Below are 13,284 nucleotides of genomic sequence, written 5' to 3' on the forward strand. Positions count from 1 at the left end.
TTCTCTACGATGAATTTCCCCGGCCCGCGGGCCGGGGGGCAGGTTTGTTATTATTCGGGCGATCAGAAATCGATATTCACGCCCAGTTGCCAGGTCCTTCCGGGCATCACAGCCAGCGCTTTATCGTTGGCATCCTGATTGGTACTGGTCTCGATGTTGCGGCTGCTCAGGTAGTCCCAGTATTTACGGTCGGTAATGTTGTAAACCCCGCCGTTGAGACGAACGTTCTTCGCCACCTGCCAGTAAGCGGTCCAGTCCAGCATGCCGTAGCCCGGCACGCGCATATATTCGGTGCTGGAATCGGCGATGGCGGAGCCGGTGTTGTTGTAGCTCTCGCGGCTGGTGGCAGTGGCCTGTTTGCCCTTAACAAAGGTGGCGGTCAGCGCCGTACCGTAGCGCTTAGCCGGATCGTCCCACGCCACGCCGACGATCGCTTTCATCGGCGCGACGCTGTCGAGGTCGACGTATTTATCGCCGTAGTAGCTGGATTTCGATTTCCCTTCGCTATAGCCCCAGGCGAGGGTGGCGCTCAGGCCATCCACCTGCTCAAACCAGGTGCCGAAGTTAAATTTAGTGCTGATCTCGCCGCCGTAGATATAGGCCTTATCGCGGTTTTCCGCTTGATAAATGGTGTAAATATTCGACGGGACGTTAGTGAATTTACCCGGATTGTTGGCGCGCGAATAGCGCGTATAGGCGATAAAGTTCTTATAGCTGTTGTAGAACAGCGCGGTACGCACGGTGATGCCTTCGGTGACTTCGCCCTTGATACCCCATTCAATATTGTCGCTGGTCTCGGTTTTCAGATCGTTGTTGCCGATTAGCGCGTACTGCTGGCTGCCGGCATAGCTGGAGCCCAGGTTCCACGAACCATACAGCTGGCTGGCATTCGGGAACTGCGCGCCGCGCTGGTACTGCAGATAGGTCATCAGCCGCGGCGTAATGTCGTACTGGAACGTCAGTGACGGCAGCACCTGGGTGTCGCTGTTTTTACCATACAGATTCGCCACCGACGATTCGGTGAGCACGCTGCTGTTGGCGCTGAGATCGGACAGATCTTCTGGTTTAGTGGACTGATGCGTCACGCGTACGCCGGGAATAATCGCGAAGTTGTGGCTATCGAGATCGAAGTTGATCTGATCCTGCACGTAACCGCCGAGGGTGTAGCTGCGGCTGTCCGCTTCCGGCTGCATAATTTCGCTGTAGACGCTGGGGATCGGCGACTGGCTAAATGGCCGCTGGGTTTTGGTCGTGCTGGCGTTAAAACCGGCGCTCAGGTCGTGGCGGCCGATGCTTTTCGCGAGCGCGGTCTGCAGGCCCCAGGTATCGGTATCGTAGTCGGAATTGACCGTCTGCATTTTGCGGGTGACGCTATCCGGCATCCAGGTCCAGTCGTGAGCTTCGGTATGCTGGTAGTAAACCTTGGTCGAGACGCTGTCGATGTAATCGTTCATCGGCGTCCAGTCGTCTTTCAGGCTCAGCCCCCAGCGCCGCGTCTGGTTGGTTTGGTTGGCGGTGCCGATCACGCTGTTACCGCTGGAGTCCCACGAATCGAAGTGGCTGTGGTTGGTCTTGTGATAGTAGTCGAAGGTGCTGGTGAACTTATGTTCATCGTTCGGCTGCCAGATACCGGAGGCCATAAACGCGTCAGAGTGCCAGTTTGCCGGGTAAGCGTCGACGCTGCCGCTGTTGTTCTCGGTTTCCTGGCCATCGCGGCGGCTGTAGACGAAAATGCCGCGCAGCGTTTCATCGCCGCCGGCGACGGTGACGCCGTTATGCCAGCTGCGGTCGGAAGAGTCGTAGCCGCTCTGGTAGCCAAAGGCGCTGGTTTTGCCCGGGCGCAGATAGTCATCCGCCGATTTCGGGCGGAAGGAGACGTTGCCGCCGATTGAGCTGTTAGCGGTCTCCGTTGAGGTGGCGCCGGACTGAATATCCACGCTGCCGTACATATAGGGGTCGATATAATCGCGGCCAATGCCAAAGGTGTTGAGGCCGGAACGGCCAACGTAGCCGCGGCCGGTGGCGTTTGGCTGGGCAATGCCGTCAACATCGATGCCGACGCGGTTGCTTTCGAGGCCGCGGATGTTGTAGCCGGTATAGCCGCCGCGATCGAAACCGCTTTTACCGTTGCCGGAACCGCCGCTGGCGCCGGTGGCGCTGATGAGGGGTTCATAACGCATGATTGAGCCGAAGTCGTTGGCGCCTTTGTCCTGCAGCTCCTGCGCGCTCACCGAGTGCTCGCTGCCGGCTTTCAGCTGTGGGGCCGGGGCGGTCACCACCATCTGTTCCGCGCTATCCGTCGTGTTATCCTGGGTCACGGCCGCGATAGCGGCATTCTGCGCGATTGCTGCGAGCAGAGAAGTCGCCAGCAGGCTTTTCTTACACCATGCTGCTGATTGAGTCGATTTGTACATTTGTAGCCACGCCTTGATAATTATTAGTATCGGCTCACGCGTTACTTCCAGAGTGCAGGTTGGTCCGTGTTTTCCCTGGCGGACAGTGGTATTCCTGATTTAGTAATTGCGAATGTTAATGATAGGCATTATCGTTTGCAACAAAATATTTACCTATACCCTAAATAATTCGAGTTGCAGGCAGGCGGCGACGCAGAGAATCCCCAGGAGCTTACTCAAGTAAGTGACTGGGGTGAGCGAGGAAGCCAACGCACATGCAACTTGAAGTATGACGGGTATATTCTGCATTTTGTTTACATTCCTTCGGACGAGAGCAACACAACATGAGTCATAAAGCGGCGATTACCATTCACTATTGTTCCCAATGCAACTGGATGCTGCGCGCCAGCTGGATGGCCCAGGAGCTGCTGCATACCTTTAGTACCGATATCGCTTCGGTCACGCTGGTGCCCGGTACCGGCGGCATTTTTACGGTGAGCGTCGATGAGGCGCTCATCTGGGAGCGCAAACGGGACGGCGGTTTCCCGGACGCTGCCGAGCTGAAACGGCGGGTGAGGGACGTCTGCTTCCCGGAAAAAGCGCTGGGGCACGTGGATAATGCCGGGAAGCAGATCTAAAACGGCTGGTTGCGATTAACGTCCTAGTTCAACGTTGACCAGTACGCTTTGTCGGCGAGTGCGAATAATAGCGACCGCCTCTTCCAGTACCCCGGGGAGATCTTCCGCCAGCGAAACCGTCAGCGCAGCCGCGCGGCTGGAGGCGGCGAGCGCGGCGAAATCTGGCGACGACGAGAACGCGGTGGCCGGGATCGCGTCCATTTTAGCGGCATAGCCGTCGGGATAGAGCGCCCGGGTGCCGCCCGCCACCGCTCCCCAGCCGCCATTGTTGCCGACCACCACCAACACGGGGAGCTTCATCACTTCCGCGATGTGATGACACACCGCCGGATTGGCAAAGAGATAGGAGCCGTCGCCCACGGCGGCGATGATAAGCTCACCTCGCCGGGCGAGCTGCAGCCCTAAGGCGATGGGCAACGCTTCACCCAGACCACCCGCCAGCGCTTCCTGGTAATAACTGTCCGCCTGAGTCAGGCCGGCGAACTGCGGCATTGTTGTCAGTTCGGAGACGATCTTCCCCTGATGTTGATTGGCAAGTTGACCCAGACAGTAGCTCAGCCAGGGTTTGCCAATCGCCCCTTTTTGACCGGCGTGGAGGAGGGCTTCCCGTTGGTTCTTCGCGTGTTGTATCAGGCTAAGCACATGCTTTTCACGTTCAGCCACCTGCCGTTGCTTCGCCGCCACAAGCGGCTGGAGCGCCTCTTGTAAAAGTTCGAATACCTCGTCGGTTTCTCCGGCCAGGTTAATATCGGCGCGATAACCGCGGACGGGGTAGCGGGAAAAAAGCGGATCGGGGCCGATCTGGATCACCTTACAGCTGTCGTTGCAGCGGCTTTCTTCGATGATCCACGGGGCCTGCGAGTCGATAACGATGATGACGTCGGCGGCAGAAAGCCAGCCTTCGGGATCGCTGCCGGCCAGCATAGGATTGTCGCTGCCGAGGGTGACTTCAGTGCCCCAGTATTCCACCACCGGAATGGCCCACTCCTTAACCAGGGTATTGAGCCGCGCAAAGCCCCCGGACGTTCGCGCGCCGCGCTGGGCGAAGATGACCGGCTGTCTGGCATTGGCTATCGCATCGGCGGCGCTGGCAATATCCGCTCGCGTTGGCGCGTAGCGTACCGGCTGTTGGGTTGGTTCGGCATGAAGCGCTTGTTCATCGATCGTGAACGTTTCGCATAGCGGCTCGCGCGGCAGGCTCAAATACACCGGCCCCTTTGGCAATGAACGGGCTATCGCCCATGCTCTGTCAACATGCTCGCCGATCTGATCGGCAATGCGTAATTCAAAGTCCCATTTCACCGACTCGCGAATGAGCGCCGCCTGATCGCGCATCTCCTGGCCGTAGCCAATCGGCGTGTTGCGACAACCAAAGTGTGAATGCTCGCTAATTGGCGTACGTCCGCCAAAAATCAGTACCGGAATATTGCTGTTGGCCTGATTGATGACGCCGCAGGCGGCATTGGCCAGGCCTACGTTAGTGTGAACCATGACGGCCTGCACTTTCCCGCTCCCGAGATAATAGCCATGGGCCATGCCAATAGCGGCGTTCTCGTGGGGACATATCACCAGCTCCGGTACCTGTTGTCCCGTAGCGCGCATTTTGGCCCACGCTTCAATAACCGGGGGATAATCGGTACCCGAATTAATAAAAATATAGGCCACGTCGAGGGCCTGAAGCCGGTGCAGTAATAATTCAGCGGCCGATACAGTGATAGAAGTCATATTCTCTCCGGATTAACGCGATGTTATCGCCGTGATTAAAAGGTCAGGAAAATAAATGCGCCCATCGTAATGATGGAAGTAATAATACTTAGCGCCATGGTCGAGGCCATTTCTTGCTCGCCGGACTTATATTGCATAGCAATAATAATGGCGATCGAGCCCACAGGAATCGCCATCGTTAATACCACTTGTTTTATTTGCTCCATGCTGAAACCCATTTTTAACAAAATGAGGTAGCAGGCACCGGGCACCAGAATATTACGGGCGATGACGGTAATAATGGTGGCGGAGGTGATGACAATGCTGCGAGTATAGAGCACGATACCTGCGGCAAACAGCGCCAGTCCGCCGGAGGCCTTACCCAACAGACCTAGCGACATTGATACGGTTTCAGGAATATGAATATCCATTAATACTAATATCAGCGCAACAACCGGCGACCATACCACCGGCTGCTTGATGGCGTTGAGGACCCGCGTGGCAAAAGAGATATTCTGGCTTTTATCCCCCGTTGCAATGGACATCAGAATCATCACCAGCGGGAGCTGGAAGACATTTTGCGTAATACTGGAAACAGTAATTAATGAGGCGCTGACGGTGCCGAATAAAAAAGCCAGTACCGAGGTGCCAATGAAGGGAACGGCCGGCGAGCCGATGGCCAGAGCCTGTAGCGTACTGAGCGCCAGGGAGCGTTTACAGACATAACGGGCGATAGCTAAGGGAATAAGGAAACTCAGAATTAGCGCCAGGATAATAGCGATAGCGACCGGCCCCATGCTCATCACGATATGCCGCGGCGTCATGACCATATTACTGAAAATGCTCAGCGGTAAAGCATACAGCATCACAATTTTATTAATATCACCAGCCTGCTGCCAGTTAAAGTCTTTGCGTTTACCGCTGATATAGCCAATTAGAACGGTAATGATAACGGGTAAAATAGCGCCGAGGATTAATAGGATGTTGTTCTGTGTCATAGTGATTTATTCTCATTATAAATTATCGTTAGGGGCAGGGTGTTGAACTATAAATATTGAGAGTGTTCACCCCGGAAATGCGCCGCTGTTGCACTATTCTTTTTTTTCGTTGCTTACTGCATTCTTGACGCAAAAAGAAGCGTGAGGGAAATGTAAAAATAATTCGTTCAATGAGTAATTGTCATGGCTATGAAAATTAAACAAATACAAGCCTTTCTTACCGTCGCCAGCGAAGGGAATTTAACTCTGGCAGCGGAGAAAATGGGGATTACGCAATCCGGGCTAAGCCGATTGTTGCTGACCCTGGAGGAGGATCTGAATGCTACCTTATTTGAACGGCATAAGCATGGAATGGCGTTAAGCGAGTACGGCAGCGCGTTTTTACCCTATGCCATGACAATGTTGAACACGGAGAACAAAGCCAGAGAGGAAATGGCGCTGATCCGCGGGGCGGGCAAGGGGATTTTGAGAATCGGCTGCGTATCCAGTCTGTTAACCAGCCATTTTATTGATAAATTAGCCGCCTTTCATAAACGCCATCCCCAGATACACATCAAAATATTCGACCGCATTGACTCAGAGTTGTTTAAGTTGCTGCTGATGCATGAAATAGACATCGCCCTCTGCGGGCCTTTACCTCATGACGATAAAATCGTGGTGCGTGGAAAGATTAACTGGCAGGACCGTATTTGTATCATTTCAAGGCCAGGCCATCCGCTGCAAAAAGAAAAACGTTTGGCGCTGGCGGCGAGGCTGGATTATCCGTGGATCATGCCGCCGCCGTTAAGCACGCCGATGCTTATCCTTGAAGATATTTTTCGCTCGCATCAGTTACCCTGTCCAGTTCCCATTATCGAGTGCGCTTCATCCGCGGCGATAAAATCCTTTATTGCTGAGAGCGATCTTTTAACGTCAATGCCTGCCCCCGTCTATCGACTGGAAGAGAAGCTTGGATTGTTGCGACCGCTGGAAGCGGAGGGCAGCGTGTTTGTCAGAGATTTCTATGCCTGGAGCCATTTTGGCGTGTTATCCGGAGCCGCGCTGCAGTTAATCCAGCATCTGAAGCAGTGAGATGCCCTGACAGACACAAAGGTGTATAATAAATGCATCTTATTGGCTTGAGGCTGTGACATGGGCAAACGCATCGAACGTGAAAAAAAGACTATCAGCTGTATGATTCGGCTGTATCAACGCCGCTGCCCGGACGCCCGTGACGAAGGTGAGCATTACCAGGCGCTTAATATCTACGCCGACAAGCGGCTGGATAAGTGCGTATTTGGCGAAGAGAAGCCGGCCTGTAAACAGTGTCCGGTACACTGCTATCAGCCGGCGAAGCGGGAAGAGATGAAGCGGATCATGCGCTGGGCCGGGCCGCGGATGCTCTGGCGGCATCCGATTCTGACCATTCGTCACCTGATTGACGACAGGCGGCCGGTGCCGGAGCTGCCGGAAAAATATCGGCCGAAAAAATAGTGGCCTTTCCACGGTTTGCGCTGCGCTTCGCCGCCACCGGGATCGCGGTTGAAGGATCGTAGGTCGGTTAAGCGTAGCGCCATCCGACAATTCTCCCTGCTCGCGCTGCGCTTAGCAGGGCTACAGCTCCTGGCATTCGCGTTTTTTGTCGCCCCGCTAAGGCGTTAACCGCCATCGGAGATCGTTGCTGACGCCCTCTGTTTTTGGGCGTCACGAATAGTACTGGCGACAAAGGCCAGCACGAACAGCGCGGTAAATAGCACCACGATGGTTGGCGCCGGGGCGCTATCGAGATAAAACGACAGCCAGACGCCCGCCAGCGAACAGCCCACGGCGATTACCGTTGCCAGCAATAATGCGCTGACAAAGCGCCGCGTCAGCAGCAGAGCGATAGCGCCGGGCGCTATCAGCAGCGAAATCGACAGAATAATCCCCACCGACTTTAACGTCGCGACGATAGTCAGCGCGATCATGCACAGCAGACCATAATGCAGCAGCCCGCAGCGCAGGCCGCTGGCTTTGGCCTGATTGGGATCAAAGGCGTGCAGTAAAAAATCGCGCCACTTTAGCCCGATAATCAGCGCAATCGCCAGCGCAATCACCGCCGTTTGCCCGATATCGCTGGCGGATATTCCCAGCATATCGCCAAACAGAATGTGGTCGAGATGGACCTCGGATTGAATCGCCACGTACAGCACCAGCCCGGCGCCGAACATCCCCGAAAAGACGATCCCCATAATGGTATCGCGCTTGATGCGGCTGTTATCGTCGAGAAAACCGGTGGCGACGGCGCAAAATAAGCCGGCAATAAACGCGCCGATGGCGAAGGGGATGCCAATAATGTAGGCCACCACCACGCCGGGAAACACCGCGTGGCTCATGGCATCGCCCATCAGCGCCCAGCCTTTTAACACCAGAAATACCGACAGCAGCGCACAGGGGACGGCGACGATCGTCGCCACCAGCATCGCGTTGACCATAAACGGAAACTGTAATGGTTCAAGGAGCATCGTTAGCATGAGGCCTCCCTGGCGCGACGGCGGTTGGCCAGCAGGCCGTGCTTCGGCGCAAAGACAAAGGTAGCTAAGAACAGCAGCGTCTGCGCCACCACGATGATGCCGCCGGTGGCGCCATCAAGATAGTAGCTCAGCCACGCGCCGAAGAAGCTGGTCAGACTGCCGATAGCGACGGCGATGGCCAGCAGACGCGGGAAGCGGTCGGTTAACAGCCAGGCGGTGGCACCGGGCGTCACGACCAGACAGATGACCAGAAACGCGCCGACGGTTTGCAGCGCCGCCACGGTGCAGGCGGCCAACAGAGTGAAGAACAGCAGCTTCAGGCCGCTGGTGTTAAGGCCAATCGAGCGGGCGTGGTTTTCGTCGAAGAAGGTGACCATCAGATCTTTCCACTTCAGCAACAGGATCGCCATCGAAATAAAGCCAATCGCCGCCAGCTGGATAATATCCTCCGGAGCGATAGCGAGGATATTGCCGAGAATAATGGTCTGAATGTTCACCGAGGTCGGATTCAGCGACACCATAAACAGGCCGATGCCGAAAAACGAGGAGAAAATCAGCCCGATGATGGCGTCCTCTTTTAGTCGCGAACGCTGGTTAAGAAACAGCATGCTGCCTGCCGCCAGGCCGCCGGAGAGAAACGCGCCGAGCGCAAAGGGCAGGCCGAGCATATAAGCGCCGGCGACGCCGGGAACGATCGAGTGGGAGAGGGCGTCGCCAATCAGCGACCAGCCTTTGAGCATCAGGTAGCAGGAGAGAAAGGCGCAGACGCCGCCGACTAATGCCGAGACCCACATCGCGTTGAGCATGTATTGATAGCCAAACGGCTCCAGCAGCCAGCTCATCGTTGGCCCCCCGCTGCGCGATGGCTGATAAACGGCCGCTCATCGTCGGTAATAATGCGTTCTTCCGCGCCGGTGAGCGTGACGTGACGCAATACGCCGCTGAAGGCCAGCTCCAGGTTCTCGGCGGTGAAGGTGGTTTCCGTCGGACCGCTGGCCAGTACGGTGCCTTTCACCATCACCGTATAATCGCAAAATTCGCTGACTGAACCGAGGTTATGGGTAGAGACCAGCATGGTACAGCCTTCGTCGCGCAGTTCTCGCAGCAGGGTGATGATCCGCGCCTCGGTCTGCACATCGACGCCGGTAAACGGCTCATCGAGCAGGATGACTTTGCCTTCCTGAGCAATGGCGCGGGCGAGGAACACGCGCTTTTTCTGCCCGCCGGAGAGCTCGCCAATCTGTCTTTTGCGGTATTCGCTCATCCCTACGCGAGCCAGCGCGGCATCGACAATCTGCCGGTCGCGGGGCTTCGCCCGCCGCAGCCAGCCCATATGACCATAGCGGCCCATCATCACTACATCTTCCACCAGCACCGGAAAAGACCAGTCCACCTCTTCCGATTGCGGTACGTAGGCAACAAGATTTTGCCGTAGCGCGCGGTTGACCGGCTGGCCGAGAATGGCGATATCGCCGTGGCCGACGCGGACGAAACCCATCAGCGCTTTGAACAACGTGGATTTACCGGAGCCGTTGACCCCCACCAGCGCGGCAATCGATCCGCGCGGAACGCTGAACGAGGCATCGCGCAGGGCGGTGTGGCCGTTGCGATAGGTCACCGTGACCTGGTCGACGATAAGTCCCGCTTGCGGCGCAATCATGACTGTTTCCTCAGGCCATCGTTGATCCCTTTGACGATGGTTTCGGTGGTGACACGCAGCAGGTCAAGATAAGTCGGCACCGGGCCGTCGGCGGCGCTTAGCGAGTCAACATACAGCACGCCGCCATAGTGGGCGCCGGCTTCACGGGCGACCTGTCGCGCCGGTTTGTCGGAGATGGTGCTTTCACTGAAGATGGTCGGGATATGCTCCTTCTTCATGGTGTCGATGGTTTTACGCACCTGCTGCGGCGTGCCCTGCTGGTCGGCGTTAATCGGCCACAGATAACGCTCCTGCAGGCCGTTATCGCGCGCCAGATAGGAGAATGCGCCTTCGCTGGTAACCAGCCAGCGTTTGTCCGCCGGCAGTTTCGCCAGTTCGGCCTTCAGCGGCGCCATGGTCTGGCGGATTTTATCTTTGTAGGCGTCGGCGTTGCGGCGATAGGTGTCGGCATTGACGGGATCGTATTTCACCAGCGCATCGCGAATGTTATCGACGTAGATCAGCGCATTATCCGCCGACATCCACGCGTGCGGGTTAGGTTTGCCGTTGTAGGGGCCATCGCTGATGCCCATCGGCTGAATACCGTTACTGACCACGACTTCCGGTACGCCGTTCAGGTGCTGATAAAAACGGGCGAACCACAGTTCGAGGTTGAGGCCGTTGGCGAGAATAAGCTTCGCCCCCTGCGCGCGTTTGATATCGCCCGGCGTCGGCTGATATTCGTGAATTTCCGCGCCCGGCTTGGTGATTGAGCTGACGTCGGCGGCGTCGCCGGCGACGTTCTGCGCCATATCGGCGATCACGGTGAAGGTGGTAATGACTTTGAATTTTTCTTGCGCCTGAGCGGGGGCGATGGCAAGCAGCGCTAATGCGGCGGAGAACAACAGGTGCTTGAACGGCGGCAGATGCGTCATAGGATCCCTCACGGTATTGCGATTATTTAATCATCGTTTATAGCCTTTGCTATGTTATATAGCACAAGCTATTTATAAATGAAAATAATTCTTATTTAGATGTTGAGGTAATGATTAGGTTGAGAAGGATTGTGAAGGGGATTAAATCAGGGGCGGTCCGCTATTCGATGGGTCGCCGCGTTATTTTGTCGGATGGCGCTACGCTTATCCGACCTACGGTCCTGTGCGATTTGGTAGCCCGGAGAAGGCGCAATGCGCCGCCTCCGGGAAAATCCCTACGCCATGAGAGACATATCGTCGGGCTAGACTAACCGATCCTTATTAATGCCTAAACGTTTCATGCGCGACAGCAGCGTCGTGCGCTTGAGCCCCAGGCGCTGGGCGGCACCTTTTGGCCCGGCCACCACGCCGTTGCTCTCTTTCAATACCCGGACGATGAGCTGATATTCATCTTCGCCTTCCTCCGGCAGCACTTCCGGCGCTAGCGTCTCCTGTTCAATATGCATTTCCGGCAGCGACAGTTGCAGTACGTTGCCGCGGGTTAACAACACCGCGCGCTCGACGACGTTTTCCAGCTCGCGCACGTTGCCCGGCCAATCCATGCGCGAAAGGGTGCGCAGTGTCTCCGCCGGAATACTGTCGATGTTGCGCCCCAGACGGCGGGCGATTTTGAAGGTGAACGCTTTCACCAGCAGCGGAATATCGTCCGGCCGTTCGCGCAGCGGCGGCAGGTGGATCGGGAACACATTGAGCCGATAGTAAAGATCGCTGCGGAATTCACGATCGATAACCATCTGTTTGAGATCGCGGTTGGTGGCGGCGATCAGCCGTACATCGGTCTGAATCAGTTTATTACTGCCCAGGCGTTCGAATTCCTGCTCCTGAAGAACGCGCAGCAGCTTCGGCTGCAGCTCCAGCGGCATATCGCCGACCTCATCGAGGAACAGCGAGCTTTTGTCCGCCAGTTCGAAACGGCCGATGCGCTGGGCGCTGGCGCCGGTAAAAGCGCCGCGCTCGTGGCCGAACAGATCGCTTTCCAGCAGGCCCGCGGGCATCGCCGCGCAGTTCATTTTCACCATCCGTCGGCCGTTGCGCCCGCTCAAGTTATGAATAGCGCGGGCGATCAGTTCCTTACCGGTGCCGGTTTCACCGAGGATCAACACCGTACTGTCGCTCTGCGCTACCATTTCCACCTGCTTGAGCACGCTGTGCATTGCTTCGCTGCGACCGATGATTTCGCCAAACTCGCTTTCGACGTTGTTGAGCTGTTCGGTGAGCGCCAGGTTTTCATCCACCAGCCGTTCTTTCAGCCGCTGGATCTCGCGATAGGCGAGGGCGTTATCGATAGCTATCGATACGCGTTCGGCGATTTGCCGCAGCAGTTTAAGGTTGGTAGTGGTAAACACTTGCTCATCGCACTGCGCCAGCTTCAGCACCCCGAGCAGCGTATTGCCGGACATGAGCGGTAACAGGCACAGGGTCTGGATCTGGTTATCCCACATCTCGAAGAGCATTTTCTCATACGGCGCCAACGAGTCGTGCTCATGCAGATTGAGCAACAGCATCTCTTTGCTCTTAAACACCCGCTCGGTTAGCGTGCCGGCTTCATCGACTTCGCTTTGGTCGTGGACCGGATGGCTGGCGTCGAGATAGTGGGTGGAGTAAATGTTGAGCTTGCCTTTGCGGTTGCTGCGCAGCACCACGCTGATCGCGTCGATGCGGAAATAGCGGTGGATCTCTTTCGCCACCTCGCTGACCAGTTCGTCAATATCGAGGCGCGACAGGACGGCGTTGGTGATGGCCACCAGGATGCGGAAATTATCGCGCTCGTGGCACAGCAGATCGTAATCGACGTTGTTGCTGACCCGGTTTTGGATCTGCTCGGTCACGACGGCGACAATCTGCGCGAAAGTATGCAGGCGCTGGTACTCTTTTTCGCTCCATGGCCGGTTGTCGTCGCGGATGAACTCACAACCGCCGAAGATGCGGCCTTCCGCCGCCAGCGGCAGCAGGCAGTAGTAGCCGAATTCCGGGTAAATGCCGCTGGCGGCCAGCTGCGGCCAGGTTTCGGCGAAGGTCGCGTTGTCGCAATGTAGCGCGTCGGGGCGCGACAGCAGGCGGCGTACCGGGCCATGTGCCAGTACGGTTTCATCTTCGTAGCTTGCCGGCTGTCCGGCGTCGTCGCAGGCGTACCTGGCGGCGCGATGGTTGCCGTGGTTCCACAAGATAATCGCCGCCCGGTCGGCAAGCGAGGATTGCTGCACCAGACGGGTTAGCGTTTCGCTCAGTGCGGCCAGATCGGGCTGCTGTAATAAAATACGGGTGATATCAAACAGACCCTGCTGCCCGAGATCGCCCATTGGTGTATACGACATTGCTTAAGTCCAAAAAGCGCCGCAGCGCGGCGCAGAATAAAGAGATGAATCAAATAATAGTCTGTTAATAAAACAATTGTTGCCGTCGTTGAGGTCGACCTGATAAGGCG

11 protein-coding genes are annotated in these 13,284 nt (G+C 56.5%); 3 read left to right on the plus strand and 8 right to left on the minus strand.

Annotated elements, in window-relative coordinates; all coding sequences use genetic code 11:
* Nucleotides 1–62 precede the first annotated feature (62 nt).
* Nucleotides 63–2,414, minus strand: coding sequence for a TonB-dependent receptor domain-containing protein (locus PGR10_RS13125; protein ID WP_020078086.1), 2,352 nt, complete (start codon nt 2,412–2,414; stop codon nt 63–65).
* A 323-nt stretch (nt 2,415–2,737) separates the two neighbouring features.
* Here PGR10_RS13125 and PGR10_RS13130 point away from each other — a divergent pair, with 323 nt between their 5' ends.
* Nucleotides 2,738–3,031 (plus strand): SelT/SelW/SelH family protein, encoded by a 294-nt coding sequence (locus PGR10_RS13130; RefSeq protein ID WP_308958034.1) that lies wholly within the window; start codon nt 2,738–2,740, stop codon nt 3,029–3,031.
* Between the two features lie 15 nt (nt 3,032–3,046).
* On the opposite strand, the gene PGR10_RS13135 is transcribed toward PGR10_RS13130, so the two are convergent.
* Complete coding sequence (locus PGR10_RS13135; RefSeq protein WP_430923596.1) at nt 3,047–4,756, minus strand: thiamine pyrophosphate-requiring protein; 1,710 nt, start codon at nt 4,754–4,756, stop codon at nt 3,047–3,049.
* Between the two features lie 35 nt (nt 4,757–4,791).
* Nucleotides 4,792–5,733 carry an AEC family transporter gene (locus PGR10_RS13140; RefSeq protein WP_213317189.1) on the minus strand — a complete coding sequence of 314 codons (942 nt, stop codon included), beginning with the start codon at nt 5,731–5,733 and terminating at the stop codon, nt 4,792–4,794.
* Between the two features lie 183 nt (nt 5,734–5,916).
* Here PGR10_RS13140 and PGR10_RS13145 point away from each other — a divergent pair, with 183 nt between their 5' ends.
* Together PGR10_RS13145 and PGR10_RS13150 are read left to right on the plus strand one after the other, a co-directional pair.
* Nucleotides 5,917–6,804 (plus strand): LysR family transcriptional regulator, encoded by an 888-nt coding sequence (locus PGR10_RS13145; protein WP_430923598.1) that lies wholly within the window; start codon nt 5,917–5,919, stop codon nt 6,802–6,804.
* Between the two features lie 60 nt (nt 6,805–6,864).
* Nucleotides 6,865–7,206 (plus strand): nitrous oxide-stimulated promoter family protein, encoded by a 342-nt coding sequence (locus PGR10_RS13150; protein WP_271032887.1) that lies wholly within the window; start codon nt 6,865–6,867, stop codon nt 7,204–7,206.
* Between the two features lie 164 nt (nt 7,207–7,370).
* On the opposite strand, the gene PGR10_RS13155 is transcribed toward PGR10_RS13150, so the two are convergent.
* The 5 genes from PGR10_RS13155 to flhA form a co-directional block, all read right to left on the minus strand.
* Nucleotides 7,371–8,225, minus strand: a complete 855-nt coding sequence (locus tag PGR10_RS13155; protein WP_087858557.1) for a metal ABC transporter permease — start codon at nt 8,223–8,225, stop codon at nt 7,371–7,373.
* Nucleotides 8,219–9,067 carry an iron/manganese ABC transporter permease subunit SitC gene (gene sitC, locus PGR10_RS13160; protein WP_015370015.1) on the minus strand — a complete coding sequence of 283 codons (849 nt, stop codon included), beginning with the start codon at nt 9,065–9,067 and terminating at the stop codon, nt 8,219–8,221. Before sitC ends, PGR10_RS13155 begins: the two co-directional genes overlap by 7 nt.
* Complete coding sequence (locus PGR10_RS13165; RefSeq protein ID WP_047740375.1) at nt 9,064–9,885, minus strand: manganese/iron ABC transporter ATP-binding protein; 822 nt, start codon at nt 9,883–9,885, stop codon at nt 9,064–9,066. Before PGR10_RS13165 ends, sitC begins: the two co-directional genes overlap by 4 nt.
* Nucleotides 9,882–10,799, minus strand: a complete 918-nt coding sequence (locus PGR10_RS13170) for a metal ABC transporter substrate-binding protein (protein WP_087858556.1) — start codon at nt 10,797–10,799, stop codon at nt 9,882–9,884. Before PGR10_RS13170 ends, PGR10_RS13165 begins: the two co-directional genes overlap by 4 nt.
* A gap of 302 nt (nt 10,800–11,101) precedes the next feature.
* Nucleotides 11,102–13,174, minus strand: coding sequence for a formate hydrogenlyase transcriptional activator FlhA (flhA, locus tag PGR10_RS13175; RefSeq protein WP_087858555.1), 2,073 nt, complete (start codon nt 13,172–13,174; stop codon nt 11,102–11,104).
* Nucleotides 13,175–13,284: the final 110 nt, after the last annotated feature.

The sequence above is a fragment of the Klebsiella sp. 141198 genome, assembly GCF_050600785.1.
Classification (GTDB): Bacteria; Pseudomonadota; Gammaproteobacteria; order Enterobacterales; family Enterobacteriaceae; genus Klebsiella; species Klebsiella aerogenes.